We start from the raw sequence: 24,418 nt of genomic DNA, 5'->3' as shown, positions 1-24,418 counted from the left end.
AGGGATTCACTCCCTCCTGTACGGTTTCCCGTCCCACTTTGGCGGCCTCGCCCTTCCTATTATTCCGGCAACCACTATTAGGGTCACCACGTACGGCAGGGTCGCTATGAACTGCCACGGTATCGTTCCGGCCAGCCATGGATTGTTCTGTATGTAGATGGCGAGGTTATCGAAGAACCCGAAGAGGAACGCACCACCAAGGGCTATCAAGGGGTTCCAGCCGCTGAACACCATGTTGGCCAGTGCTATGAAGCCCCTTCCTGCGGATATTGTTTTTGTCACCGTTCCCAGCCAGTCAACGCTTAGGTATGCACCTGCAATGCCGGCCAGAGCGCTCGCTATTAAAACTGCCGTGAAACGGTAGAGCTCAACGTTTATTCCCAGGGCATCGGCTGCCTCTGGGTTTTCACCGACGGCGCGGATTCTCAGTCCAAAGGGCGTCTTGAACAGCACCCACCAGGCAATTATCGCCACCGCGATTGTTATTGGCACGAGGGGACTGAGGGAGTTTCCGAAGGCGTCCATCCAGAGGGGGTTAATCTGGGCGTTGCTGGGAACCTGGTGCTGACCTGCCGTTCCCCAGTAGGCCCTTATTCCGAAGGCGACGGCACCGGCGCCGAGGAGGTTAAGGCCTATGCCCGGAATCACGTGGTCGCCCTTCAGGTAAACTGTCAAAACGCCGTGGAGTGCACCGAGGAGAAGTCCAACTAACGCCCCTCCTAGTAGACCAACCCAGCCGTTGCCTGCCAACTCGGCGAAGATTGCCCCGAAGAAGGCTGAGAACATGAGGATTCCCTCGTAGCCGATGTTGACCACACCGGCCCTCTCGCTGATCACCGCACCTATGCTCGTGAGGGCTATTGGTACCATTGCCGCGAGCGAACCGAGGAGAAGGCTGATTGCCATGGCCTCGTTCATGCCCCCTCCCTCCTGAAGAGCTTTGCAAAGAGGTCAAGCAAGCCGGGAACTGCAACGGCTATGATTATGATACCCTCAATGACCTTGACCATCTCCAGCGGTACTTGGGCGTGTTGCTGCATTGCCGTTGCACCTGCACTGAGTGCCCCAAAGAGGATTCCCGAGAAGATTATGCCGAGCGGGTGGTTTCTCCCGACGAGGGAAACGCCTATTCCATCGAAACCGTAGCCGTAAACGTTGGCCAAGCCCTGGGTTATTGCATAGCTCGGCGGGGTCCCCATGACTATTCCGGCACCAGCCAGCCCGGCCGTCATTCCGCCTATGAGGAAGGACCATATCATCGAGCTCTTGGGGTTTATTCCACCGTATTCGGCCGCCCTGGGGTTCTGACCGCTGGTTCTGAGCTCATAGCCGAGCTTGGTATGCCACATTACTATGAAAACAATCACCGCTGTTGCGATGGCGACTATAAACGCCCACGAAAGGCTTGTGTTCTTCATAAGGAGGGGCAACCTGGCTGACGGCGGAACGGGAAGCGTGCTGTTGGGGTCCTTGGGGTTGTAGTAAACGCTGACGGCCAACCAGCTGACCAGGAAGAAGGCAATCCAGTTGAACATTATCGTCGAGATGACTTCGTGAACTCCTCGGTATACCTTCAGGAGGGCGGACGGAAGGGCCCACAGGGCTCCAACGAAGATGCCGGCTAAAAGTCCCGCTATCGGGTTCTGGAGGTGCTGAGTAACTATGATGGCCGAGATGGCGCCGAAGTAAACGGTTCCCTCCGCGCCAATGTTGAAGAGTCCAGTCCTAGCTCCTATAGCGAAGGTTATCGCGGTTAGTATCAGCGGGGCTGATTTGCTCAGCGTCTCAGCGATGCCGTCTATCGAACCCAGCGAGCCCTTAATGAGCCAGTAATAAGCTGAACCCGCACTGTAGCCACTGAACCAGAGGACGAGGGCCCCCACAAAGGCCCCAATGAGTATCGCGAGGACGCTCTCCGCCACGGGCTTTACGTATCCTTTGAGCTCACTTTTGAGGCTCAACCCTAACACCTCCCATCATCAGTCCAATCTGCTCCTCGGTAACTTCCTCGGGTTTGACGATACCCATAAACTGCCCCTCGTACATTATCGCCATCCTATCGCTGAGCTGGAGAACCTCGTCAAGGTCGGCCGAGACAAGCAGAACGGCTTTGCCCTCGTTTCTCAGCTTGACGAGGTAGTTCCTGATGTACTCTGTTGAGGCGACGTCAACGCCGCGCGTCGGCTGTGCGGCTATTATAAACTCGGGTTTTTTGCTGACCTCCCTGGCGACTATGAGCTTCTGCTGGTTTCCTCCGCTGAGGCTCTTAACTGGTGCCCTGGTTCCGGGTGCGCTCACCTCAAACTCCTCGATCAGCCTTTTTGCGTGTTCCTCAACCTTGCCCCAGTCCAGCAGGAACCCCTTTGAGAACTCCTTCCTCCAGTGCATCCCAAGGATCGAGTTCTCCATCACGCTCATTTCCAGAATCAGCCCCATGTGGGTTCTGTCCTCGGGGATGTGGGCCATTCCCATGTCGTATAACTCCCTTGGCTTTTTACCCGTGATGTCAACACCCTTAAGGTAGACCCTGCCCCTTTCTACCTTCCTCAGACCGGTTATGGCCTCTATTAGCTCGCTCTGACCGTTTCCTTCAACTCCAGCTATGCCGAATATCTCTCCAGCGCGGACCTCGAACGTGAGCCCCCTAACGGCTTCCTCGCCTCTATCTCCCTTTACCCATAGGTCTTCGACCCGGAACACAACATCCCCGGGCTCTTTTGGTGGCTTTTCAATCCTTAGAACGACGTCCCTTCCAACCATCATCCTGGCCAAAATCTGCGGAGTCGCCTCGCTCGTTTTGACTGTTCCCACTACTTCACCTTTCCTTATGACGGTGACCCTGTCGGTTATCCCCATGACCTCGTTGAGCTTGTGGCTTATGAAAATGATCGTCTTTCCCTGTTCCTTGAGTTTTCTCAGGACGGCAAAAAGCTCCTTGACCTCTATCGGCGTGAGAACAGCTGTGGGCTCGTCAAGGATGAGGATATCAACGTCACGGTAGAGCATCTTCAAAATCTCAATCCTCTGCTGGACTCCAACGGGAAGGTTTTCAACGGGAACGTCCAGCGGGACCTGAAAGTTCAGCTCGTCCATTAACTTCTGGAGTTTCTTTCTGGCGTTTTCCATGTCAATTTTTGACAGCAGGCCGTGCCCTTCCATGCCAAGGATGATGTTCTCAAGGGCGTTGAAGACCTCGACAAGGGTGAAGTGCTGGTGGACCATCCCTATTCCATTCGCTATTGCATCGGCTGGGCTTTTGAAACGAACCTCCTTACCGCGGAGGATAATTTTCCCCCTCGTCGGCTTGAGCATACCAAAAAGGATTTTCATGAGGGTCGTTTTTCCCGCACCGTTCTCGCCGAGAAGTCCGAGGATTTCTCCCTCGTAAACCTTAATTGTAACGCCCTTAAGGGCCTTTGTCCCGTCGGGATAAACCTTGACAATGTCTCTCATTTCAAGTACTGGAGTTTTCTCTTCCATGTTACCCACCCCCAAAGCCGAACGGAAAAACAAAAGAGAAGAAAAAATCACTGCTTGTGGTTCTTGTAGTAGTCGAGGGCCCAGTAGGCGCCGAAGCGGTAGCCACCCTCAAACTTGTAGAGAACCGGAATCTCCATACCGAGGACGATTCCAATCGTGTCCTTGCCGCTGTTGAGTGCTATAAGGGAAGCCAGTGCTCCTGCAAGTGCCGAACCCTCGTTCTCCTTGAAGAGGACCATCTGGACGTTGTGCGGCATCTCGGGGTCGTAACCGTCAATTATGACGAACCTCTGGTTCGGGTACTCGCTGGCAACCTGCTTAACGGCGTTGGTCATCATAAAGCCGACCGCTATTATTATGTCGTATTCTCCGCTCTTGGCAAGGCTCCTGAGGTTCGGGAGGTAGTCGTTCTCGCTGTTGCTCTGGAGCTCGACGAGCTGGAGGCCAAACTCCTTTGCTGCCCTTGCGGCGCCCATGTAAGCCATATCGTTGAAGCTCAGGTCGCCCCTACCGCCGACGTCGTACACGATGGCTATCTTCTTGGTGTTCTGCCTCTGGTTGAGCTTCTCATCAAAGTACGTTTCCGGCTTTGGCTCATTGGCGGCCCAATCCTTGGCGTACTGCTCCATGATTGTCCAGTTCTGGGCCTTCCTGAGGAGCTCAATCTGGTCTTTCGCTGTGGCCTTGGGAACGATTATCTCACCGCTGACTATCTGCTTCTGGAGGTCGTCAACCGCCTGCCAAATCCAGTCGGGAACCTGCTTCCTGGTCTGCTCAAGGAACTGGATGAATTCATCCTCGCTCTTGAAGCCAAGCTCCTGAAGCTTCTTCTCCCTGACATCTGCCGGAAGGGAATCGAACATGTCCTTGACGTCATCAATCGTTGAGAGCTTGACGCCGCCCTCTTTGAGGCCGAGCTCAACGACACCGCCCTTGAACTGGTTCTCTTCTGCCTGCTTGACGGCGTTGTAAACACCGACGTCAACGCGCTTCATCATACTCGCGATTATAACGCCGGGCTTAATCCAGTCCTGGGCAGAATCAACGCCTATTGCAAACGGCGGGCCCATCTTCTTGTTGTTCGCCTTCAGGTAGTCTCCCACTGCCTCAAAGACACCGAGACCGGTTCCACCCGCGACCTGGTAGATAACCCACGCACCCTGCTGGAGCTGGGCCTGTGCGGCCTGCTTGCCCTTGGCCGGGTCACCGAAGGAGCCGGTGTAGGTGTAGAGGATGTTTATCTTTGTTTCTGTGGAATTTCCTCCGCTGATGCAACCGCTGGCTACCACACTAAGGGCCATCAGGCCCACTAAAAGTATTGCAAACAGGTTTTTCTTCACGGATAACACCTCTTGAAAGTTATTGGCATTTAAGTGTTAGATCAGGAAATATAAATTTATGGTCGATCAATGGTCGAAATCCCCTGTCATGTTTTGACTAAACTGGATTATTCCTGATCAGTTCGAGCAGCTCCCACAGGCTATCCACGTAGTAGTCCGCTCCCTCAACCCTTCCGAACCTGACGACGTTAACGGCCTTAACACCGGCACGATGGGCGGCCAGAATGTCGTTTTCGCTGTCTCCAACTACTAAAACTTCGTTTGGCTGGAGTTCCAGCGCTTTCAGGGCTTTGTGTATGAGGTACGGGTTTGGCTTTACGCCATCCAAGTTGGCGTAATCCTTACCAAAGACAGCGTCAAAGTACCTTTCAAGGTCAAAGGCCCGGAGAACTAACAGTGCGTTCTCAAGGGAGGCGTTGCTTACCGCGGCGAGCTTAAGCCCGAGGTTCTTGAGTTCTTCCAGTGCATCAGCATCCGGAAAGACCTTTATCTTTCCCTCCGCCAGCATCTTTTTTCTGTACTTCCAGTTGACCTCATCGATTATCCTCCAAAGTTCAACCGGATTTATGCCGAGTTTTTTAACGTACGTCCTGGGAAGTTCCAGCCTGGCGGTTTTGGAGTACAGGCTGTAGTCCAGTTTAATGCCCCTCTTTTCGAGCTCGGGTTTGACCCAATTCTCAAACCACTCCCGGTGATCGTAGCCTTCATAGTAAACCAGGGTTTCGTCAACGTCGAATATCAACCCCTTCAGCATTCCAGTTCACCCAGTTTATCCCTTATCTCCACGGGCAGATTTCTGTATATCCCGACAAGTGTCTCTATAAGCTCTTTCAGTTCCTTAGCAGTCAGCGTCGTCGTTTTCGGCCCTATCTCAAGGATGACCGCGTCGTACTCCTCTGGAGAAACTTCCTCAAGCTCGTCGAGGTGTTCGCTCTTCCTCGGGATAACGTTTACTTCCCCTATCATACGGCCTCCACTGATGTGGAGTTCCCTCTCTTCGATCGGAACGTCCTTCGGACAGTCGTAGCGCTCGACGAATATCTTGATGTCCACCACTGGCGTTTCGTCCATCGCGTCTATCCAGTCAATGTGAAGACGGTTTCCTTCGATGCGGTGGATTTTGACTGTGTAGAGGGCTATCGGGTTGGGCCTGTAAGGTGAGCGCGTCGCGAAGACTCCCTTCAGCGGGTTCTCCGGGTTGCCGTAGGGGTGGACTTTGAGGATTCCTCTCCTCTCAGGCGTATCGCTCCCGTGGAACCAGAGGACCAGCTTTACCCAGTCGCCCTCGCGGAGGCCGTCCATTGCTTTCATGAACTCGGGAAGGATTTCGATAAACGTTTCCTGAAGTTCCTCGTCCTTTCTTACGTAGCCAACTGGAACGATTTTGAAGGGCTCGAACTCCATATTGTTCCCTCCGGGAAAAAGAGAAGATGAGAAACTTCACGTCCCGTGCTCCCAGCTCTCAAGGTATCTCCTCTGCTCCTCCGTGAGCTCCTCAATCGTTATCCCCATTGCCTTCAACTTAATCCTCGCCACCATCCCGTCTATCTCCCTCGGCAGGACGTAGACTTTGGGCTCAAGCTTCTCGTGGTTGTCCTTGATGTACTCAGCGGCTTTCGCCTGCAGGGCGAAGCTCATGTCCATTATCTCCGCCGGGTGACCGTCGGCAGCTGCTAGGTTCACGAGCCTTCCGTCTGCCAGGAGGTAGAGCCTCCTTCCGTCGGCCATCTTATACTCCCTGATGTTCGGCCTGACCTCGTTTATCTCGACCGCTAAGGCCTCAAGGTCGGGCTTGCTTATCTCGACGTCAAAGTGGCCAGCGTTCGCCAGAATGACGCCGTCCTTCATGAGCTCGAAGTGCTCCTTCCTTATGCAGTTGATGTTCCCGGTTGAGGTGACGAAGATGTCTCCTATCTCAGCCGCGCTTTTCATGTCCATGACGAGGAAGCCGTCCATTCTGGCCTCAAGCGCCCTTATCGGATCGACCTCAACGACGATGACGGTTGCACCCAGCCCCCTGGCGCGCATCGCTATTCCGCGACCGCACCAGCCGTAGCCGACCACAACTACGTTCTTTCCGGCAACCAGAAGGTTCGTCGTCCTTATTATGCCGTCCCACGTTGACTGGCCGGTTCCGTAGCGGTTGTCGAAGAGGTACTTGGTATAGCTGTCGTTGACCGCTATTATCGGGAACTTAAGCACGCCGTCCTTCTCCATCGCGCGGAGCCGTATCACGCCGGTTGTCGTTTCCTCGCTCGCGCCCCAGATGTTGTCTATCAGCTCGGTTCTCTCCTTGAGGACGGTGCTCACCATGTCCGCACCGTCGTCGATGATGATGTTCGGTTCTATGTCCAGAGCTTTGTGCATGAACTCGTAGTACTCCTCCCTGCTTTCCCCGCGTATCGCATAGACCTTGACGCCGGCCTTTGCCAGTGCCGCGACAACGTCGTCCTGAGTCGAGAGGGGGTTGCTCGCTGTCGCTGAAACCTCTGCTCCACCGGCTTTGAGCGTCAGAAGGAGGAAAGCGGTCTTCATCTCAAGGTGAAGCGTCGTTGCTATCTTCACGCCCCTGAAGGGCTTCCTCTTCTCGAAATCGGCCCTTATGTGCTGGAGAACCGGCATAAAGCGCGAGACCCAGTCTATCTTCCTCTCTCCGCTCGGGGCGAGATTTAAGTCCTTAACACAGTAGTCCTTCGTGCAGTCCATATTACCACCGGCATGATTTCTCGGCGGATTTTAAAAGTCCTCCGAAAATGTGAATGGCTTTTGAATTAGGGAGGCCCAACTACTGCCGGGGCAAAAGGGTAATGAAGAAAAAAAGAGGGCATTACTCTATCTTTGCCCCGCACACAGGGCAGAACTTCGCTCCCTCTGGAACTATGTGGCCGTTGGGACAGCGCTTTATCTCGTGCCCGCAGTAGGGACAGAAGCGCGCACCCGGCGGAATAGGCTTTCCGCAGTAGGGGCATATCTCCTGCTGGGCCGCTGGCTGGGTAGGGGTAGCTGGTTGAGCCGCTTGCGCCGGCGGAACACCACCGCCCGCGTAAGGCTGTGCCGGTTGAGCTGGCTGAGCTGGTGGGGCGGGCTGCATGAGCTGGGGTATCAGAACCATTCCCGTTCCCACGGAAGCGCTCCCGCTCTTTCCGAGTTCAGCTGCCACCTGCTTTACAGTGTCCATCTGCATAACGGCCTGGGCGTTTCCAGTCTGCATGAGCCAGAAGAGCCTCTGGCGCCACTCGTCGGTGGTGTTGACTCCCTCAATTTTTACATCGACCAGCTCAAGGCCGAGCCTTCTAAAGTCCTCCATGAGCTTAACCTTCACCTGCGTGCTCACCATGTCGAGGTTCTGGAAGAGGTCGACGATTGAATAAGATGAAAGGTGCTTCATCATGCCTTCGTTGAAGTATGCACGGATGAACTTGGTTACGTCCTGCGTATCGTAGAGGCTCTGCCCGCCGACGACCTCTGTGATGAACTGAACCGGGTCGGCGACCTTGAACCAGTAGACGCCGTAGTACTTTATGGGAGCAAGCTCCCTCGTCTGCGTTTCTCCACCATACCTCCCCTGGAACTCCTTCATGCTGACGAAGATTACGGTTGCCTTGAATGGGCTGTTGCTCCCGCCGACGAGCTTGTAGAGGAGAGGCAAATTCTGCGTCGTTAGCGTATGCCTTCCGGGGCCGAAGACGTCGTAGACTTTTCCATCGCGCATGAAGACGGCTACCTCGTACTCGTGGACTATTAACTGAGCCCCCCACTTTATTACCTCGTTAGGGTAGCGCCAGATTATCTCGTCTTCACCCGGATTGACCCACTCAATAACCTGCACCATTTCACTCACCCACCACGATGCTCATCCTTCTGTCAAGGGTCTCCTCAAGGGCTCTCAGCTTGTCGTCCAGCTCGAGGACTGAAAGCCCCAGAGCCTGAGGATTGACGACCTCCCCTCCAAGGGATTTTGCCTTGCTGAGTATTTCCTCGGCAAGCTCTATCATCTTGGCGTCGTATTCTATGAGCTTTTCGAGCTCCTTTTCCCTGACGCTTATCCTGTCGAAGTAGCCCGCGTAGCCAGCTTCTGCGTGCCTTACCCTGCCCTCAAGGCCGACGAGCTTCTTCCTTAAGGAGTCTATCGCGACCAGCTGGGAGCAGCTGACCATCGCACATCTCTGCAGTGCCCTTTCAATCTCTTTTCTTGCCTGAACGAGTATGTCTGCGACCTTTGCTCTTACGATTCTGTCGTCCTCCCTCAAGAGCTCCTTCTTCTTGTAGCCGTGGAAGCCCGGAATTACGAGCTCCAACTTCTCCAAAAGCTTTGTTTCCTTACCCATACTACCACCTCACACCTTCCTGAAGTAGACGTTGCCTCTCCCAGCTCTCATTACCTCACTGACCGTTCTCCTGCTCACCGAGCCCTTTGAGAATATCCCGGCTCCAGCCGCTATTCCAGAGACGAGGCCACCTATTATTCCCCACGCGTTGGAGTAGATGGCCGAGGCTATGAGCCCGAGAATAACTCCCGCGCCTATAACCCCCGAACCGAGCAGTGTCGCTTTCTTCCTCGCTTCGCTCATGAGCGGGTAAACAGCCCTTATGACCCTGCCGTCTGTTCCGTCGACGTAGTTGCCCCTGAAGGTCTCCCCGCCGTACTCGTAGGCTATCTCCCAGACGGGATAGTGAACGAGCCCCTGGAACTTAACTTCAAGCTCGGGTTTTCCGAGGTGGGAGCTTTCTTCCCTTGCCTCTTCTTTCAGCGCGTTCTCAAGCCTCGACCGGGCTATCGTCTCAGCTTCCTCTTTTTTCATCTCCGGCTCATGGTAGGTTCCCTTCTTCACCATCGCTTCATCAAAGAACCTCTTTCCTCTGACCGGGAAGGGATAGTCCATGAGGAGGGTTTTCAAGGGCGAACCTGCCGGAATTCCCAGGAACTCAACCTCCTCAACCGTCTCGCTTGCCTTTCCGTGGAGGTAGAAGAAGTAAACCGGGACCCAGTGGAGGTTTTTCTCAATAACCCTAGCGTCAACTATGTCGGCTGGAGCACCGTACTGCCTCGAAAGGAACTTCAGGAGCTTTCCAGCCGGGTCTTCCCTCATCGGCGGGAAGAAGTAGTGCTCCTCCTTCGCTTCCTCGCCGGTGTGTACGTGGAAGGTCGTCCCGCAGTAGGGACAGGTGACGACGCTGACCGTGTCTGGAACCTTAAACTTAGCCGAACAGGTTGGACACTGAACTTCCATCTTCAGCCACCCCTCTCGACTCTCTGTCCTTCGAGGACTTTGCTGCCGAAGAACCAGCCGATCCCGCCGCCTATGGCAGTAAGGATAAGCGCTCCAACCCCACTCCCCGTGTAGGCTGAGCCAAAGGCACCGAGCAGTATTCCTATTCCCGCTCCCGTCAGGTACTGCGCCCGCCTGAAGACGTTCATAGGCTCGGTTGCGGCTACTCTCTTTCCGTCCCAGCCCGCGAAGACCGCGTGGAATATCGAGTTCTGGTACTTGTAATAAACCGTCCACATCGGGAGAAGGAGAAGCTTAACGTCCCTGGGCTCCTCCGCGTGGATGTCAAAGAGCTCTATCCTGTCGGACTTGGCCAAGAAGTGGTTCCTCACTATGTCCACCGCGTCTTCCCTCATCATTAGCTTGGCATGCCTTTCGTCCATCTCCGTGTTGAGTATCTCAAGCTTTACCTTACTCCATTCGTCCTCGTCGAGGTCGAGGAGCCTCTTTCCTTCCGGTCTGGTCTTGGAGAAGTGCTTTATCAGGTCGTCCACGCCGAGGCTCTTGACTTGCCTTCTGGCTGAACCCAGGAGGTGCATGTTCTCGTTCACCCTCTCGATGTAATGCCTCTCGACCGTGTGGCAGTGGGTATTTCCTTTGGAGTCGGTGTGACACTCCTGTTCCCGTCTCATATAGCGAACCGTTCCATACACATGGACGATGCCACTCCAGTATGGGGCGTAGTGGCCCTCTATATCAACAACCTGTATCTCGTCCTTTATTCTATTCAGGTCAAAGTCCCCCTCGACGTGATCCCAGAAGGCCTTGGCTATGGCGTTCTTGTTCACAGACGGGATTATGAATATGCTCTCGGTTTTCAGGTTCCCGCTTATGTGGTTCGGAAAGCCGCAGTAGGGGCAGATAGCAACTATCGTCTCGGGCGACACCTCAAGCGGCGCCCCACACCTCTCGCACCTGAAGCCCGCTTCCATTGTAACCACTCAAAATAGTATTGGCGCGGAAGTATTTAAGGGTTTTTGAGGACTTTAAGCGGTTCAGTTGTCCCCAAAAACGGCCCCCTTTATTCTTCTGAGGGATAACAGAGGTATCTGTACGGGCAAAACTTGCAGGCGTAGGAGTACTCTCCCTTTGGGGGTCTATCCCTTTCATAGGCTTTTTTGACGGAGTAGAAATGCTTCAGAGTTGCTTTGAAGAGGGACTTGTCGTAGGGAACCTCGAAGAGCCTGAAATTCGGTCCTTTGATAACCGGAAAGTCCGAAAAGTCTAGCTTTCCGATAACGGTGTTTGGACGCTCGTGGAGCTTTATGTAGTAAAGGTAGCCGTATTCGGCCTCCGCCCATCGGAGGTACACGTTGAGCTGGGCCAGATGGTACTCGTACGGCAGCTTTGGCAGACTGGTTTTTCCCTTTATTTCGATTGGAAACTCTCTAAAAGCGTCTATCCTCCCGTGTATTTCAATGCCAAGCCTGCTGGAGCGAAGCACAAGATGCTTCTCAAGCTCAAAGCCAAAGCGCTTTTGCAGTATATCTCCAAGGATTTCGTGAGTGTTCCTTCCCTGGTTTAGTCTAACCTTCACGAACTCGGGCCATCTTTCGGGGTAGCCCTTCAGGCGGTAGTATATCCTCCTGGGGCAGATCAGGGCCTCGCTCGCGTAGAACTCTATGAATCCGTCCCCATCGCTTCCGTTGTTGCTCATTCATGTTCCCTCCTGGAACGGGGCGGGTCATCGGCCGCGAACCTCCCCGCCCCTGCGTCAGCTAATACCGACGTCATCACAGCTCAGACTGGGCAAGGGTCGTCATCCGCAAAGAAGTTTTTAGGGGAGGCTTTTAAAATTAATTGAAAAGCCGCCGAAATCAGGCACGAATTCGGGGCCTTGTCCTCTGCTTTATGGAGTAGCTGAGCCCATAGGCCGGCCACAGGCTCGGCGGCTGATCGTAGTGATGGAGGTTCCGGAGTATTTTCTCCGCCGTCTTCCTGTCCTTGGCGCGGACTATCAGTCTGTCCTTTCTAAGTTCGACTTCGCCCTCCGGCAGCTTGACCACTATCCTGTCCTGCGACACTTCGGGCCTTGCCTTCAGGAGGAGCCTGCGGTAGTCCTCGTATGCCCTGCCGCTCAGCTCCTGTTCAAGAAGAGCACCGTTTTTTGACCTCGATCCAAATATCCTCGAGAACCAACTACTGCTAGAGGACTCGTCCTCCATACTTTTCATCGACCTCCGCCTTGAATGTTTCCGGAATTAACTTACTCTTCGCTCATTTTTAAGCCTTTCTAATCGTTTTTCGACGAAATGGCAAAGCCTTATTAAGGCCCAGGTGTTGCAGAATTCCGATGAGGACTCAGGTCATAAAGCCAAGGATAAGGGAAATCCTTTCAAAGGAACTTCCTCCGGAGCTGGTCAAACTCCTCCCAAAACACTGGGTCAGGATAGGCGACGTCATAATCCTGCCCCTGAGGAGGGAGCTTGAGCCCTACAGGGAGAGGATAGCCGAAGTTTACGCCGAAGTCCTCAACGCCAAGGCAGTCCTCAGGAAGGGTCACATCCACGGGGAAACAAGAAAGCCCGACTACGAGCTACTTTATGGAGATGATACCATTACGGTTCACGTCGAGAACGGCGTTAAGTACAAGCTCGACGTGGCCAGGATAATGTTCTCGCCGGCCAACGTCAAGGAACGCGTGAGAATGGCCAGGGTTGCAAAACCGGGGGAGCTGGTCGTGGACATGTTCGCCGGAATCGGCCACCTGAGCCTGCCGATGGCCGTCCATAGAAAGGCCCGAGTCATAGCCATCGAGAAAGATCCTTACACCTTCCGCTTCCTGGTTGAGAACATCTGGCTTAACAACGTCCAGGACCTTATGACGCCGTACAACATGGACAACCGCGACTTTCCGGCCGAGAACATAGCCGACAGGGTTCTCATGGGCTACGTGGTAACAACCCATGAGTTCATACCCAAGGCTTTGAGCATAGCCAAGGACGAGGCGGTAATCCACTACCACAACACGGTTCCGGAGAGGCTCATGCCGGAAGAGCCCTTCGCGACCTTCAAAAGAGTTGCCAGGGAGTACGGCTATGAGACGGAAAAGCTCAACGAGCTGATAATAAAGCGCTACGCCCCCGGCGTCTGGCACGTTGTCGTTGATGTTAGGGTTTACAAGAAGTAGCGAGGGCAAAGCTTATAAAACCCCTTCCTATACCAGACCCGGGTTGGGCCGGTAGCTCAGCCTGGTTAGAGCGCGGGGCTTTTAACCCCGTGGCCGCGGGTTCGAATCCCGCCCGGCCCGCCAGAGTTGCCTTCCCTTCTGTTGGGGCAAGTTCTTGTGTGATAATTCTGTGTTCACTCCAGTTTATGGGATCGTGTTGTACTCAAATGGGTTTGATAGAAGCCTTTTCTCAACGTCCCCGAAGGTTTCCGTAGAACAGTGTTGTGTGGAAAGTCTATACAAAAACTCTCTACATACATCTTACATCACCTCCAAGTTTCCGTAGAACAGTGTTGTATGGAAAGTGTGAAAAGCCTGTGCTAAAGCCCTAGTGGTGCAGTAGGCGGAGGTACTCCCACAGGCTGTGCCCGATGGTTAGGGGGTATGCGTCAATTAGGCCGAAGGAGGGCGAAAACAGCAGCATTGAAAGTAGGCTCGCGACCAGCAGGTGAGTGGTTCTTGGGGTGTCATTTTCCCTGAGCGCATACACCAGCACTATGAATGCCATGGGCAAGAGCTGATAATCGTACTGGAAGCCTATCGCGGCCTGCTCCAGCCTCTTTGCGAAGGCGTTTTCGGACCACAGAAAGGCCAGCGGAAGCCAGTAGGCGGGCTTTTTGAGGGGAAGAAACGCGAGGCTGAGCATTAAAACAGTCAGCTTGGCGAGTGCCACCAGTAGTATAATGCCCCTGTCTCCCCCCGGCTGGTAGAGCATGAAGTAGAAATACTCATGGGACTCGTTGAAGTTCGGGATTACGAGGAAGATGCTCACCGCTATCCAGACAAGCCCAAGAAGGGCAAAACCAATCACCTTTTTCTCCCCTAGCCAGCCCTTAACATTGAAACCATGCTTTGAGAGGACTTCAAAGATCGAGTAGGCAACTAGAAACAGGCCGGCGTCCTCCTTGACAGAGAGTATAAGGAGTGCCGCCAGCAGTTGTTTTTTCGTTTTCCCCTCAGCCGCATAGCTGGCGAAGAGAAACATGAAAGGAACCGCCAGAACGTCCGGCCGGAAATCATAGCGGACTATCGCGTGGGTAAGAGGATTCAGGAGGAACGCGATAGATACTGCCAGAGCTTTTTCTTCGTCCCCAAGAACCTTCCTGGCAAAGCTGAAAAGGGCGAAGGCACTCAGGGGCACCATCAGGTCCTGGAGTATCATGAGGGTGTACTCGCTAGGAAAGAGGGCATACACCGGAAGCAGGAGGAAAAGAATCGGTGAATTGTGGGTTCCGAAGTGGCTCCAGGCTCTCCAGTGGTTCCACTCCCAGTGGTTGAAGAAAAAGCCCTCCCCGCTTAGGGTGGTCTTCAGGCTTTCCTCAAAGATCACGAGGTCTATATCCTTCACGTGAAAGACTCCATAGACTTCTGCACGTACCAGTGTGTAAGCGACCAGGAGAGCCGTCATGAGCGAGCTTATCAGCGCGAACTTCCTTTCCGCCCTCATGGATACCGTAGATAATGGCAGGACATCACGTAAAAACTTTGTGGAAGCGCGCGGCACCGGCCTTCAAACCCTGGGGGTGCATGGCCAATGAAGGCCAAGCGCCGCACATGAGAAGTACGTTTTCAGAACTTATAACGGTTTTTCTGGTTTAAACCGGAACCCCAAAGGGATAGAACCCGTTATTGCATCTTCACCGCACGTTAAACTCAGTCCACGCTTCAATACCCATGCTCATCTTGGTCACCGGGGCGGTGACGGAGACAATCTTTACTATCCTGTAATGTCCAGGCGTGAGACTCAGCTTTGAGAGGTCAATCCTCTGCTCCCATCTTTTCCCTGGCCCGATTGTAACCAAGACCTCGGCAAACGTCAGGTTAACGGGAACCTCCCTCCATCCCCAGTCCTCCAGACGGTAAAGCCTGAAGGCGTAGCCCGTTGTGATAGTGGCGTTCCCTTTGTTGGTTATCGTGAGTATCATGGTGTCGTTGGGAGAATAGAATGCCTTATCGGGGTGCATAAACGAAGCGCTCTCAACGGTTACTATGGGCCCCAGGGTTTCGTTGAGGTTGGGTAAGTTCTCTCTAACCTCTTCAACTGTTATGCCGCCGGAAGCGTTCCCGTGAGTGCTCAGAACATGATACGCGAAAACGACTCCAAGCAGGAGCAGTACCAAAAGCAACACGCGCTTCATCCCTATCACCCTAATCGTTCTTCATGACGTGAAAAGTCTTAAGGCTTGCGACGACTTCAAAGCGGTTTGAAGTTTTGGAATGGGAAGAAGAGAAGGAAGAGGCTGTTGGGCATTTCCCTCATCTCTCTCACCAACCTACTACTTACCCCGCCGTTTTGGGCTTTCTCCCAAAAGGTTTATAAGCTGATATATCGTTCGATATATTGGTGATACTATGGAGCGTCCGCACTTTAAGGGACACCTCAAACTGCTCATACTCAAGATGCTCGCTGAGAAGCCGATGCACGGCTACGGCATAATGGCCGAGCTTGAGCGAACCTATGGTATTCCGCACCCCAGTCCGGGGACGGTTTACCCAACACTGACCTCTCTAAGGAAGGCCGGGCTCATTGAGACGGTAGGAGAGGGCAAGAGGGACAAGAGGCTCTACAGGGCCACGGAAAAGGGGAGGGAGTACCTTGAGGAGCATGAGGTGGAGCTCAGGGAAGTTGAGGAGCTCGCCTATAGGTTCAGGGAGTTCGCGAGGCTTGGCGGCAGGGAACTGGCCGAATTGATGAAAGAAGTCTTCAACTCCCTTGAAAACCTGACGGAGGCTCAGAAGAAAGCCCTCGCGAGGGAGTTCGGGGAGTTCACCAAGAGGGTGAGGCTAATCCTCCTCGGCGAGATTGAAAGGGGGGAGGGAAGTGAGTGAATACGCGATAGAGGTGGAGAACCTCGTGAAGAAATACGGCGATTTCGAGGCCGTTAAGGGCATCTCGTTCAAAGTTAAAAGGGGAGAGATATTCGCTTTTCTCGGGCCGAACGGAGCTGGAAAAACCACAACGGTGCACGTGCTCACCACGCTCCTGAAGCCGACCTCCGGGAAGGCGTTTGTTGCTGGTCACGACGTTGTGGCAGAACCTAACGAGGTAAGGAAGAAGATAGGGATAGTCTTCCAGGACCCGAGCCTCGACAGGGAGCTGACGGCCTACGAGAACATGTACATCCACGGCAGGATATACGGCCTGGGCGGGAGCGAGCTGAGGGAGAAGATTGAGAAGCTCCTGAAGTTCGTTGAACTCTGGGACTTCAGGGACAGACAAGTCAAGACCTTCAGCGGAGGCATGAGGAGGAGGCTTGAGCTAGCGCGCTCCCTTCTCCACGAGCCAGAAGTTCTGTTCCTCGACGAGCCGACCATAGGCCTCGACCCGCAGACGAGGGCCCACATCTGGGACTACATAAGGGTCATGAAGGAGGAGCACAACATGACCATCTTCCTGACAACGCACTATATGGACGAGGCCGAGATGCTGGCGGACAGGATAGCGATAATGGATCACGGGAAGATAATAGCGGAGGGAACCGCAGAGGAGCTCAAGAAACTGGTCGGCAACGACGTTGTTTACCTCAAACTCGAAGGCCCTGAAGAGATCAAGTGCCTTAAGGCGGACTTCATAAGGGGGTGCAAGCTCCTCCCCGATGGAAGGGTTGCGCTGGACGTTGAGAACGCCGCCGAGGCCCTGCCGAGGCTCTTTGAGCTCGCGAAGGAGAGGGGAGTGAAGATACTAGAGGTTACCTACCACCGGCCCACGCTCAACGACGTCTTCCTGCACTTGACGGGCAGGGAGATAAGGGACGAGGGTGGAGAGCAGAGGTTCCCCATGCCGTTTAAGAGGAGGTGAAGGAGATGAGGACGTTCACCACGATGATATACCGCGAGCTGAAGCGTTTTTCCCGTTCCCGCGCAAGGGTGGTCGGGAGCCTGATAAACCCGCTCATGTGGCTCATATTCTTCGGAATGGGCTGGAGCGGGGTGTTCAACAACCCCATGGCGGCGAGGGTCTTCGGTGGTGTTGACTACCTGACCTACCTCGTCCCAGGTGTCTTCGCAATGACCGTCTTCAACATGAGCTTCATGCAGGGCGTAACGCTCATATTGGACAAGCAGTTCGACTTCCTCAAGGAAATACTTGTGGCTCCAGCGAGCAGGGCGGAGGCGATACTCGGCAGGATAACCGGGGGTTCTCTAATGGCCCTGATACAGGGGGTAATCCTGCTGACCCTCAGCTTCGCGCTCGCCGACCTCAAATTGAGCGGCGTGCTCCCCGCCCTGGGGCTCGGCTTCCTCGTCGGAATTGCCATAGCGGGCATGGGAGTGGCCATAGCACTCAAAATGACCAGCATGGAGGGCTTCCAGATGGTGGTCACAATGATAATGATGCCCATGACCTTCCTGAGCGGCGCGATATACCCTATAGACGCAATGCCCGGCTGGATGAAGGCAATCGCCTACGTTAATCCCCTTACCTACGCCGTTGACGGGACGAGGCGCTACCTCGTGGGCGATGCTGTAGCGAAGTTCTCGCCCGTGGTCGAGTGGGGCGTGCTGGCGCTCCTGGCGCTTGCCTTCTCGGCCCTCGCTGCGCTGGAGTTTGAAAAAGCCACCATTGACTGAGGAGGGGAAAACTCCAATGCTCAGTGTGGCCCCTGTGGGCCCATCTTCGTTTCTCCGTCTTTTTTAACCTTCCCCTGTGCTGGGTGTGGCTTTCTTCGGAAAGATGAAAGGAAAAGGGGCCCAGAACCTGATGCAAGCGGGCGGTGTTGAGCAGATTTAAAATGGGAAGCCACAAAAACAGAAGAGAAAGAAGGCATCACTCCCTGAGCGGCAGGCCGTGGTCGAAGGAGTAGTAGACCTTCTGGAACTCGGCGCGGAAGCCGTAGACGTCTCTCTTGACCTTCTTCGGGTCCTCCTTGTCGAGGAGCACGCGCTTCATGAAGTGAGCAATCTCCTTCATGTCGTCCTCCATCATTCCAACCCTGGTCATCTCCTGGACGCCTATTCTGAGGCCGCTCGGCTCGTTGACCTTCTCAAGCGGGTCCCACGGCAGGAGGTTCTTGTTGAGGATTATGCCGGCCTCCTCAAGGAGCGGGGCCGCCCAGCCACCTGCCGCCGGGTGAAGGTCGCTGACGTCGACGATGACCTGGTGGCTCTCGGTGTAGCCCTTGTCCTCACCGATGACCTTGAAGCCCTCCTCTGCGAGAGCCTCTGCGAGGGCCTTCGCGTTCTTTACGATCTGGGCGGCATACTTTTCACCGTACTCGAGCATCTCGGCAGCGGTAATGACCTTACCCGCCATGTGGTGGAGGTGGTGGTTGCTCAGAACGCCCGGGAAGATGGCCCACTGGAGCTTGGCTATCTCCTCGGTTTCACCAAAGCGCTTGTAGATTATCACACCGCCCTGCGGTCCCGGGAAGGTCTTGTGGGTTGAGGCGGTGATTATGTCGGCTCCTTCCCTGAGCGGGTCCTGGAACTGCTTGCCGGCTATAAGACCGAGGACGTGGGCGCCGTCGTACATGACGTAGGCGCCGACCTCCTTCGCAACAGGCGCGAGCTCCTTGACCGGGTGCGGGAACGGGAAGAGCGAGCCGCCGAAGACGACTATCTTGGGCTCTACCTCGCGGATGAGCTTCTCGGCCTTGTCAACGTCAATGTTGAACTCCTCGTTGTCGAAGGGCCAGGTGTGGACCTCAAGGCCTCTCATTCCTGCCGCACCGAAGGGCATGTGGCTTATGTGCCCGCCGTGGCTGGTGTGGAGGACTATAGCCTTGTCTCCCGGCTGTGTCAAACCGAAGAAGACCGCCTGGTTGGCGTTGGTTCCGGAAATCGGCCTTAAATCGGCGAAGTCGCTCTGGAAGAGCTTGGTAAAGAGCTCGACACCGATGAGCTCGACCTCGTCAACGTACTTGCAGCCCTGGTAGTACCTCTGCTTCGGCCAGCCTTCTGCGTACTTGTGCATAAAGCCGCTCGCGACGGCCCTCGTAACGCTTGGAGAAGTCACGTTTTCGCTCGCTATGAGGTTTATCGTGTGCTTTCTCCAGTTCTCGTGGTCCTCAATAAAGCCCAGAACCTTGTCCCGGTATTCGCGATACCCTTCAGCCATTGGAAAACACCTCGATGGAAGTTTGAACGCCGGGAATATAAATCTTACCTAACGTGTGCACGTGCGCAGAAATGTACACTGCAGTATAGGAGAAAAGGATGCGAGGACGGGACTTCACCCCCGAAGCTTCGCTGACAGCCACATAAGCACGGGAAGCACAATGAAGGCCAGCATGTCGCCGGTATCGCCTGCGAAGGCAAGCACATCGGCGAAGTTCCTCACGCCGGCGAAGTAAACTATCGCGGGAGGAATTACAGTCAGACCCCATGCAACTGGCCTCCTGAGCTTTATGAACTCCTCGCTGTTGCTCTGCTGTGCTAAAGCTATGCCTATGTAGCTAGTCGTTATCGCGAGCAGGGGGATGATGTTGCCCACGAGCCAGCCGACCCTGCCGTAGAGGGACTCAAGGCCCTGCGTGGCCACCTCGGGGGTCCCCCTGCCGAAGACGAGGAGGAACGATGCCATGAATACCGCGTAGATGGCGGTGGGTATGAGGAAAGCCAGTACAAGCACTTTCCTCGTTTTCTCATAGCTCCCGAGCCCCTTGTAGACGTCCGGTATTATGGTGTGACAGCCGAGGGCGAAGATGGCAACGCCCGTTATGCTCAGGATTCCCGATAGGTCGGCGTAGAGCCCGTTCTCCAGCTTTGCGTGGGGAACGAGCATGAAGGTGACGCCAATGAAGAGGGCGAGCATGATGTAGCTCATTATAAGCTCGGTCTTTCCGCTCGCTTCGAGGCCGTGGTAGACCACTAACGATGCAAGAACCCAGAATATGGCGCCGCCAACAGTCTCGCTGACGCCGAAGAGGCTCGCGAACACCTGTTCCATCCCGGCCACGTAAGCCAGCAGAGCTCCAAAGCTCATCAGGGTTATGCTGAGGTACATGAGCCAGCCGCCGGCTTTGCCGAGGGTCCTGCTGGCTAGGGTGCTCATCTGGGCCCCGCCCATCCCGGCCGAGAACTTCAGCACTATGAAGGCCGTTCCGAGCATGAGGAGCATTACTCCCATTAGGACTCCGAGGGCAGGGATAAGGCCGACCTTGCTGGCCGCGTAGGGCAGGCCCAAAACTCCCGCTCCGATCTGGGTTCCCACGAGAACCGCTAGGGCTTCCCTCTCGCTTATTCTCGTTTTCTCAATAGTTATCGGGGTCGTCCTGATGCCCCTCACTCCTTTCCTTCTCCTGATGTTCTGGATGACTACGAGCTTTTTCCTCCTCTGGGCCGCTATTCTCGCCGAATAATACCTCCCGTGTGATGTGGTGACCTTTTTTCTCTCAATTCCCTCGGAAACAGGCATTTCTCTCACCAATGTCATGCACAAATGAGCACAATTTAAACCCTTCTACGAAAATATGAAGCTTCCTTCAAAAAATATTCGAGAGTACTAAGGATTGACCTAAACGGCAGGCATGGTTTTTAAAGTTGGGCGAGTAGGAAATACCATGATCGAGGAGGCCGTTAGGGTAATTCTAAAAGCGCGCTTTGCCATAGCCTTCACCGGCGCGGGGATAAGCGCTGAGAGCGGAGTGCCGACTTTCAGAGGGAAGGACGGCCTTTGGAAGCATTACAAGCCCGAGGAGCTGGCAACTCCGGAAGCCTTTGAGAGGGATCCGGCCCTGGTCTGGGATTTTTACAGGTGGAGAATGCAAAAAATCCTAGAGGCGAAGCCTAATCCGGCCCATTACGCCCTTGCGGAGCTCGAAAGGCTCGGAATTCTCAGGGCGGTTATAACGCAGAACGTCGATGACCTTCATCACGAAGCGGGAAGCGAGAACGTTATCGAACTCCACGGCAACATATTCCGGGTTAGGTGCACTTCATGCTCCTATCGAGAGAACCTGAAGGAGAGCGGCAGGATCCGGGAGTTCGTTAACTCAAAGGATCTTCCTAGATGTCCGCAGTGTGGCTCGCTTCTCAGGCCGGACGTGGTCTGGTTCGGTGAGGCACTACCGAGGACTGCTCTCGAGAGGGCCTTTAAGCTGGCCGAAAAAAGCGACGTTGTTCTCGTCATAGGGACGAGTGGGGTAGTTTATCCGGCTGCGTACATTCCCTACATCGTTAAGGAGCACGGGGGGAAGGTTATAGAGGTAAACGTTAGAAGGAGCGGGATAACGCCGATAGCTGATATCTTCCTGCGGGGAAAGGCCGGCGAGGTAATGGCTAAAATACTCGACAGGGCCAGGAGAGAAGTTAACGGCCGCTAGAAACGTTTGGTGCCGGGGCGGGGCTTTGAACCCCGGACCTCTCGGTTTCTCAGGCTCCCCCGAAGGGGAGCGCCCTATGAGCCGAGCGCTCTGACCAGGCTAAGCTACCCCGGCACTGCCCGAGCGCCCGACCTATACCTCCAGGACGGTATTTTTAAATCTTTCGCTGGGCAAAGTTTAATAGCTCTCCGGTATTATCTTCGGTGCCTTTTTGGGTGGATGTTTACCTTTACCAGGAAGAAGCGGGTGGAGATGATGGCCGGTGAAAAAACTGCCGTCGTTGACAATCCGGAGTCGAGGTTCTTTAAGGCCTTGAGGGACGTATTCGTCGGTGCCGATGTCGAAGGAGAATCAGGTTACATAAACCTCATGAGGATAAAATCAAAGTACTTCGAGAGGATCTCTAAACTTTTGATGGAGGAGATAGAGGAAAAGACCCGGGACTTTCCCGAGTTCAGGGAGGAACTCTTCGACAAGCTGTACGACTTTTTTAAGAGGTACTTCAACGAAAGCGGTTCTATCTACTTCCACAAAACCCCCTTCGGCGAGAGAGTCTATGAAAGGGTCTACACTGACGACAGGGACGTTGTTATGTTCTGGAAGACCCACATGCTCTACTACGTTAAAACCGACATTCTGCCCAGGAGCATGAGGATCAGCATCGATGGGGTTAAGTTCTTCTTTGACGTTTCTAAACTCCAGCACAAGAAGGCAAACGAAAAGAGAGACCGGATTTACCAGCTGAAAGGGGTCAGAAAAGATGGAACGATTGAATTCTACGTGCTTTACTCCGAAAGGGGTCGAAAAACGAAGAAGGCTGAAATACTGAGGGAGCTTAAAAAGAAAGGAATTTTTCTCGATGAAGAAGTCCTTGATAGGGCCTTTAGAGTGTTCGAAAAGCAGAACGAGGTTGATTATTTCATAAACAAGAACGCAGTTCAGTTTTTGAAGGAGCAGTTCGACATGTGGCTCTACCAGTACGTTTACTCCGATGAGACAGAGTTCAGCGAAGAAAGGGTTAAACAGCTGAAGGTTCTGAGGGAAGTGGCCTACAAGATAATAGACTTCATCGGCCAGTTCGAGGACGAACTGGTCAGAATATGGAGGAAGCCAAAGTTCGCCCTGCGGAGCAACTACGTCATAACCCTCGACAGAATAGCGGACAAAAAGGGTGGAATCGAAGTCATCGAGAAGATCGTTGAGAAGCTGAAGGAACAGAAAGAGACCTTCGACCGGGAACTCGAAAAGTGGAAAAGCCTGAAGGAGGGGAACAGATCCTACCGGGAGAGGTTTGAAAAAGCCGGCGAGGTGGACAACCAGCTGGTCGAGTGGTACCTCCTCGACTTGATCGACGAGGACTTTGACCCGGGAAAAATTCTCACTGCTGGCGTTTCGGGCAAGACGCTCAATCCGGAGTACAGGTTTCTCCCCGTGGACACCAAGTACTTCGAGGATCTGGAACATAAAATATTGGCGCTATTCGACGATCTTGACAGAGAGCTTAATGGCTGGCTGATCAAAAGCGAAAACTGGCAGGCTTTGAATACCATTCTGCCAAAGTTCAGGGAGAAGGTCAAGCTGATCTACATAGATCCTCCCTTCAACACCGGCACCAACGAGTTCACCATGTACGTCAACCGTTTCCTCGACTCAGCTTGGATAACGATGATGGAAAACCGCCTTAGACTGGCCAGGGAGTTCCTCAACGATTCCGGTGCGATCTACGTCAGAATAGACTACCACGGCGACCACTACGTCCGCTTTCTCATGGACGAGATCTTCGGAAAGGAGAACTTCAGGAACAAGTTTGCCGTGAGAAGGTTCAAGAAGAACGTCATGGAGAAGGACATAAAGAAGCTCCCCGAGGCCCTTGATACGGTATACTGCTACTCCAAGGGCGATGGGTTCTCCTACATCGATCCGGTCAAGAAGAGGAAGGAGAAGAGGAAGGGCTTCTGGAGACACATGGACGACTCTTCCGGTCATGGGAGCCCGAAGGTGTTTTTTGGTAAGGTGCTTGAGCCGCCAAAGGGCAAGCACTGGAAGTTCTCCCAGGAGAAAATAGACCAGCTCATAGAGGAAGGAAAGCTCGTACTCGTGTGCAGGCACTGCGGCTACGTCCACGACAGAAGCAAGGGCGAATGGAAGAGCTGTCCCGTCTGCGGAAAAGACGACCCGATACCAAAATACTGGGTTGAGGAGGCGGAGGAAGAGACCCTCGATTCAAACTGGTCGGATATATACGGTTACTCAAACTCCTGGGCATTTCCAACCGAGAACTCGGAGGCGCTGCTTGAGAGGGTGATAAAGATATCATCCAGCCCCGGCGACATCGTTATGGACTTCTTCCTCGGTTCGGGGACGACTACGGCGGTTGCCCACAAGCTCGGGAGGAAATGGATCGGTATAGAGATGGGAGAGCACTTCTACACCGTGATCCTGCCGAGGATGAAGAAGGTTCTGGCCTACGATCCCACGGGCATTTCCAGGAACGAGGACGTAAAGGAGATCTACAACAGGAGAAAAGCGGGAGGATTTTTCAAGTACTACGAGCTCGAGCAGTACGAGGACGTTCTGAGAAAGGCCAAGTACTCCGATTCGGAGCCCTTCTTCGATCCGGCCCAGGATCCCTACAGCCAGTACATCTTCATGAGGGATCTGAAGCTTCTGGAAACGCTCGAAGTCGAGGGATCCAGAAACACTGTCCGGGTGAACCTAGAGAAGCTATACCCCGACATAGACCTGGCCGAGACACTATCCAACCTTCTCGGGAAGAGAATAAAGAGGCTCGGAAAGGATTACGTTGAGTTCGAAGACGGCCAGAGGATCGACCTTCTCAACCCAGACTACAGGCTTGTAATGCCTCTGATCTGGTGGTGACATCGTGCTGGGCAG

The 24,418-nt window shown here is 54.1% G+C and carries 22 protein-coding genes, 2 tRNA genes and 2 pseudogenes; 7 read left to right on the top strand and 19 right to left on the bottom strand.

Going from position 1 to position 24,418, the window contains the following annotated elements:
• Positions 1-6: 6 nt before the first annotated feature.
• From A3K92_RS04940 to A3K92_RS04880, 14 genes and pseudogenes are all read right to left on the bottom strand, one after another.
• On the bottom strand, positions 7-918 hold the full coding sequence (locus tag A3K92_RS04940; RefSeq protein WP_088885203.1) for an ABC transporter permease: 912 nt from the start codon (positions 916-918) through the stop codon (positions 7-9).
• Positions 915-1,961, bottom strand: a complete 1,047-nt coding sequence (locus A3K92_RS04935; protein ID WP_088885202.1) for an ABC transporter permease — start codon at positions 1,959-1,961, stop codon at positions 915-917. Before A3K92_RS04935 ends, A3K92_RS04940 begins: the two co-directional genes overlap by 4 nt.
• On the bottom strand, positions 1,945-3,480 hold the full coding sequence (locus A3K92_RS04930) for an ABC transporter ATP-binding protein (protein ID WP_088885201.1): 1,536 nt from the start codon (positions 3,478-3,480) through the stop codon (positions 1,945-1,947). The genes A3K92_RS04935 and A3K92_RS04930 overlap by 17 nt, the downstream gene beginning before the upstream one ends.
• 62 nt (positions 3,481-3,542) lie before the next feature.
• Positions 3,543-4,016, bottom strand: a pseudogene (locus A3K92_RS09740) (BMP family lipoprotein); the annotation flags it as partial.
• Between the two features lie 297 nt (positions 4,017-4,313).
• Positions 4,314-4,781: pseudogene (locus A3K92_RS09735) on the bottom strand (BMP family lipoprotein); the annotation flags it as partial.
• A 136-nt stretch (positions 4,782-4,917) separates the two neighbouring features.
• On the bottom strand, positions 4,918-5,574 hold the full coding sequence (locus A3K92_RS04920) for an HAD family hydrolase (protein WP_088885199.1): 657 nt from the start codon (positions 5,572-5,574) through the stop codon (positions 4,918-4,920).
• Positions 5,568-6,224, bottom strand: a complete 657-nt coding sequence (gene tsaA, locus A3K92_RS04915; RefSeq protein ID WP_088885198.1) for a tRNA (N6-threonylcarbamoyladenosine(37)-N6)-methyltransferase TrmO — start codon at positions 6,222-6,224, stop codon at positions 5,568-5,570. The genes A3K92_RS04920 and tsaA overlap by 7 nt, the downstream gene beginning before the upstream one ends.
• Before the next feature lie 36 nt (positions 6,225-6,260).
• Positions 6,261-7,526, bottom strand: a complete 1,266-nt coding sequence (locus A3K92_RS04910; RefSeq protein ID WP_088885197.1) for an adenosylhomocysteinase — start codon at positions 7,524-7,526, stop codon at positions 6,261-6,263.
• 121 nt (positions 7,527-7,647) lie between these two features.
• Positions 7,648-8,652: an SPFH domain-containing protein gene (locus tag A3K92_RS04905; RefSeq protein WP_088885196.1), complete on the bottom strand. Its 1,005-nt coding sequence runs from the start codon at positions 8,650-8,652 to the stop codon at positions 7,648-7,650.
• 1 nt (position 8,653) lies between these two features.
• Positions 8,654-9,148 carry a hypothetical protein gene (locus A3K92_RS04900; protein WP_088885195.1) on the bottom strand — a complete coding sequence of 165 codons (495 nt, stop codon included), beginning with the start codon at positions 9,146-9,148 and terminating at the stop codon, positions 8,654-8,656.
• A gap of 9 nt (positions 9,149-9,157) precedes the next feature.
• A complete protein-coding gene (locus A3K92_RS04895; RefSeq protein WP_088885194.1) occupies positions 9,158-10,051 on the bottom strand; it encodes a zinc ribbon domain-containing protein in 894 nt (297 codons plus the stop codon).
• A gap of 2 nt (positions 10,052-10,053) precedes the next feature.
• Positions 10,054-11,022, bottom strand: a complete 969-nt coding sequence (locus tag A3K92_RS04890) for a hypothetical protein (RefSeq protein ID WP_088885193.1) — start codon at positions 11,020-11,022, stop codon at positions 10,054-10,056.
• An 89-nt stretch (positions 11,023-11,111) separates the two neighbouring features.
• Positions 11,112-11,747: a CRISPR-associated protein Cas4 gene (gene cas4, locus A3K92_RS04885; RefSeq protein WP_088885192.1), complete on the bottom strand. Its 636-nt coding sequence runs from the start codon at positions 11,745-11,747 to the stop codon at positions 11,112-11,114.
• A 160-nt stretch (positions 11,748-11,907) separates the two neighbouring features.
• Positions 11,908-12,255 (bottom strand): hypothetical protein, encoded by a 348-nt coding sequence (locus tag A3K92_RS04880; RefSeq protein ID WP_088886042.1) that lies wholly within the window; start codon positions 12,253-12,255, stop codon positions 11,908-11,910.
• 128 nt (positions 12,256-12,383) lie between these two features.
• Between A3K92_RS04880 and taw2 the strand changes: the two genes are divergently transcribed.
• Positions 12,384-13,220 carry a tRNA(Phe) (4-demethylwyosine(37)-C(7)) aminocarboxypropyltransferase Taw2 gene (gene taw2 / locus A3K92_RS04875; protein WP_088885191.1) on the top strand — a complete coding sequence of 279 codons (837 nt, stop codon included), beginning with the start codon at positions 12,384-12,386 and terminating at the stop codon, positions 13,218-13,220.
• A gap of 45 nt (positions 13,221-13,265) precedes the next feature.
• A tRNA-Lys gene (locus tag A3K92_RS04870) sits at positions 13,266-13,343 on the top strand.
• Positions 13,344-13,587: 244 nt separating this feature from the next.
• On the opposite strand, the gene A3K92_RS04865 is transcribed toward A3K92_RS04870, so the two are convergent.
• Positions 13,588-14,706 carry a DUF2079 domain-containing protein gene (locus A3K92_RS04865; RefSeq protein ID WP_088885190.1) on the bottom strand — a complete coding sequence of 373 codons (1,119 nt, stop codon included), beginning with the start codon at positions 14,704-14,706 and terminating at the stop codon, positions 13,588-13,590.
• Between the two features lie 190 nt (positions 14,707-14,896).
• On the bottom strand, positions 14,897-15,397 hold the full coding sequence (locus tag A3K92_RS04860; RefSeq protein WP_088885189.1) for an immunoglobulin-like domain-containing protein: 501 nt from the start codon (positions 15,395-15,397) through the stop codon (positions 14,897-14,899).
• Positions 15,398-15,611: 214 nt separating this feature from the next.
• Between A3K92_RS04860 and A3K92_RS04855 the strand changes: the two genes are divergently transcribed.
• Genes A3K92_RS04855 through A3K92_RS04845 form a run of 3 tightly spaced genes read left to right on the top strand, consistent with a single transcriptional unit; the run spans position 15,612 to position 17,831 of the window.
• Positions 15,612-16,088 carry a PadR family transcriptional regulator gene (locus A3K92_RS04855; RefSeq protein WP_088885188.1) on the top strand — a complete coding sequence of 159 codons (477 nt, stop codon included), beginning with the start codon at positions 15,612-15,614 and terminating at the stop codon, positions 16,086-16,088.
• The gene (locus A3K92_RS04850) at positions 16,081-17,058 is read left to right on the top strand and encodes an ATP-binding cassette domain-containing protein (protein ID WP_088885187.1); all 978 of its coding nucleotides are present in this window, start codon (positions 16,081-16,083) and stop codon (positions 17,056-17,058) included. The genes A3K92_RS04855 and A3K92_RS04850 overlap by 8 nt, the downstream gene beginning before the upstream one ends.
• Before the next feature lie 5 nt (positions 17,059-17,063).
• Positions 17,064-17,831, top strand: a complete 768-nt coding sequence (locus tag A3K92_RS04845; RefSeq protein WP_088885186.1) for an ABC transporter permease — start codon at positions 17,064-17,066, stop codon at positions 17,829-17,831.
• Between the two features lie 196 nt (positions 17,832-18,027).
• Here A3K92_RS04845 and glyA read toward each other — a convergent pair whose 3' ends face one another.
• Positions 18,028-19,317 (bottom strand): serine hydroxymethyltransferase, encoded by a 1,290-nt coding sequence (glyA, locus tag A3K92_RS04840; RefSeq protein WP_088885185.1) that lies wholly within the window; start codon positions 19,315-19,317, stop codon positions 18,028-18,030.
• A gap of 114 nt (positions 19,318-19,431) precedes the next feature.
• Positions 19,432-20,616, bottom strand: coding sequence for an aromatic amino acid transport family protein (locus tag A3K92_RS04835; RefSeq protein ID WP_088885184.1), 1,185 nt, complete (start codon positions 20,614-20,616; stop codon positions 19,432-19,434).
• 145 nt (positions 20,617-20,761) lie between these two features.
• Between A3K92_RS04835 and cobB the strand changes: the two genes are divergently transcribed.
• Complete coding sequence (cobB, locus tag A3K92_RS04830; protein ID WP_088885183.1) at positions 20,762-21,523, top strand: NAD-dependent protein deacetylase; 762 nt, start codon at positions 20,762-20,764, stop codon at positions 21,521-21,523.
• Between the two features lie 7 nt (positions 21,524-21,530).
• On the opposite strand, the gene A3K92_RS04825 is transcribed toward cobB, so the two are convergent.
• A tRNA-Met gene (locus A3K92_RS04825) sits at positions 21,531-21,637 on the bottom strand.
• Positions 21,638-21,778: 141 nt separating this feature from the next.
• Here A3K92_RS04825 and A3K92_RS04820 point away from each other — a divergent pair.
• Positions 21,779-24,403, top strand: a complete 2,625-nt coding sequence (locus A3K92_RS04820; RefSeq protein ID WP_088885182.1) for a site-specific DNA-methyltransferase — start codon at positions 21,779-21,781, stop codon at positions 24,401-24,403.
• The last annotated feature ends 15 nt before the right edge of the window (positions 24,404-24,418 follow it).

Origin of the sequence: Thermococcus gorgonarius, assembly GCF_002214385.1 — an archaeon.
GTDB lineage: Archaea > Methanobacteriota_B > Thermococci > Thermococcales > Thermococcaceae > Thermococcus > Thermococcus gorgonarius.
The sequence above is the reverse complement of the archived record's forward strand: the minus strand, read 5'-3'. Positions and strand labels throughout refer to the sequence as shown.

Excerpts from the sequence above, each read along its gene's own strand:
- A3K92_RS04940 (WP_088885203.1), bottom strand. The coding sequence starts at position 918 with ATGAACGAGGCCATGGCAATCAGCCTTCTCCTCGGTTCGCTCGCGGCA.
- A3K92_RS04930 (WP_088885201.1), bottom strand. The coding sequence starts at position 3,480 with ATGGAAGAGAAAACTCCAGTACTTGAAATGAGAGACATTGTCAAGGTT.
- A3K92_RS04920 (WP_088885199.1), bottom strand. The coding sequence starts at position 5,574 with ATGCTGAAGGGGTTGATATTCGACGTTGACGAAACCCTGGTTTACTAT.
- tsaA (WP_088885198.1), bottom strand. The coding sequence starts at position 6,224 with ATGGAGTTCGAGCCCTTCAAAATCGTTCCAGTTGGCTACGTAAGAAAG.
- A3K92_RS04910 (WP_088885197.1), bottom strand. The coding sequence starts at position 7,526 with ATGGACTGCACGAAGGACTACTGTGTTAAGGACTTAAATCTCGCCCCG.
- A3K92_RS04905 (WP_088885196.1), bottom strand. The coding sequence starts at position 8,652 with ATGGTGCAGGTTATTGAGTGGGTCAATCCGGGTGAAGACGAGATAATC.
- A3K92_RS04900 (WP_088885195.1), bottom strand. The coding sequence starts at position 9,148 with ATGGGTAAGGAAACAAAGCTTTTGGAGAAGTTGGAGCTCGTAATTCCG.
- A3K92_RS04895 (WP_088885194.1), bottom strand. The coding sequence starts at position 10,051 with ATGGAAGTTCAGTGTCCAACCTGTTCGGCTAAGTTTAAGGTTCCAGAC.
- A3K92_RS04890 (WP_088885193.1), bottom strand. The coding sequence starts at position 11,022 with ATGGAAGCGGGCTTCAGGTGCGAGAGGTGTGGGGCGCCGCTTGAGGTG.
- cas4 (WP_088885192.1), bottom strand. The coding sequence starts at position 11,747 with ATGAGCAACAACGGAAGCGATGGGGACGGATTCATAGAGTTCTACGCG.
- A3K92_RS04880 (WP_088886042.1), bottom strand. The coding sequence starts at position 12,255 with ATGGAGGACGAGTCCTCTAGCAGTAGTTGGTTCTCGAGGATATTTGGA.
- taw2 (WP_088885191.1), top strand. The coding sequence starts at position 12,384 with ATGAGGACTCAGGTCATAAAGCCAAGGATAAGGGAAATCCTTTCAAAG.
- A3K92_RS04865 (WP_088885190.1), bottom strand. The coding sequence starts at position 14,706 with ATGAGGGCGGAAAGGAAGTTCGCGCTGATAAGCTCGCTCATGACGGCT.
- A3K92_RS04860 (WP_088885189.1), bottom strand. The coding sequence starts at position 15,397 with ATGAAGCGCGTGTTGCTTTTGGTACTGCTCCTGCTTGGAGTCGTTTTC.
- A3K92_RS04855 (WP_088885188.1), top strand. The coding sequence starts at position 15,612 with ATGGAGCGTCCGCACTTTAAGGGACACCTCAAACTGCTCATACTCAAG.
- A3K92_RS04845 (WP_088885186.1), top strand. The coding sequence starts at position 17,064 with ATGAGGACGTTCACCACGATGATATACCGCGAGCTGAAGCGTTTTTCC.
- glyA (WP_088885185.1), bottom strand. The coding sequence starts at position 19,317 with ATGGCTGAAGGGTATCGCGAATACCGGGACAAGGTTCTGGGCTTTATT.
- A3K92_RS04835 (WP_088885184.1), bottom strand. The coding sequence starts at position 20,616 with ATGCCTGTTTCCGAGGGAATTGAGAGAAAAAAGGTCACCACATCACAC.
- cobB (WP_088885183.1), top strand. The coding sequence starts at position 20,762 with ATGATCGAGGAGGCCGTTAGGGTAATTCTAAAAGCGCGCTTTGCCATA.
- A3K92_RS04820 (WP_088885182.1), top strand. The coding sequence starts at position 21,779 with ATGGCCGGTGAAAAAACTGCCGTCGTTGACAATCCGGAGTCGAGGTTC.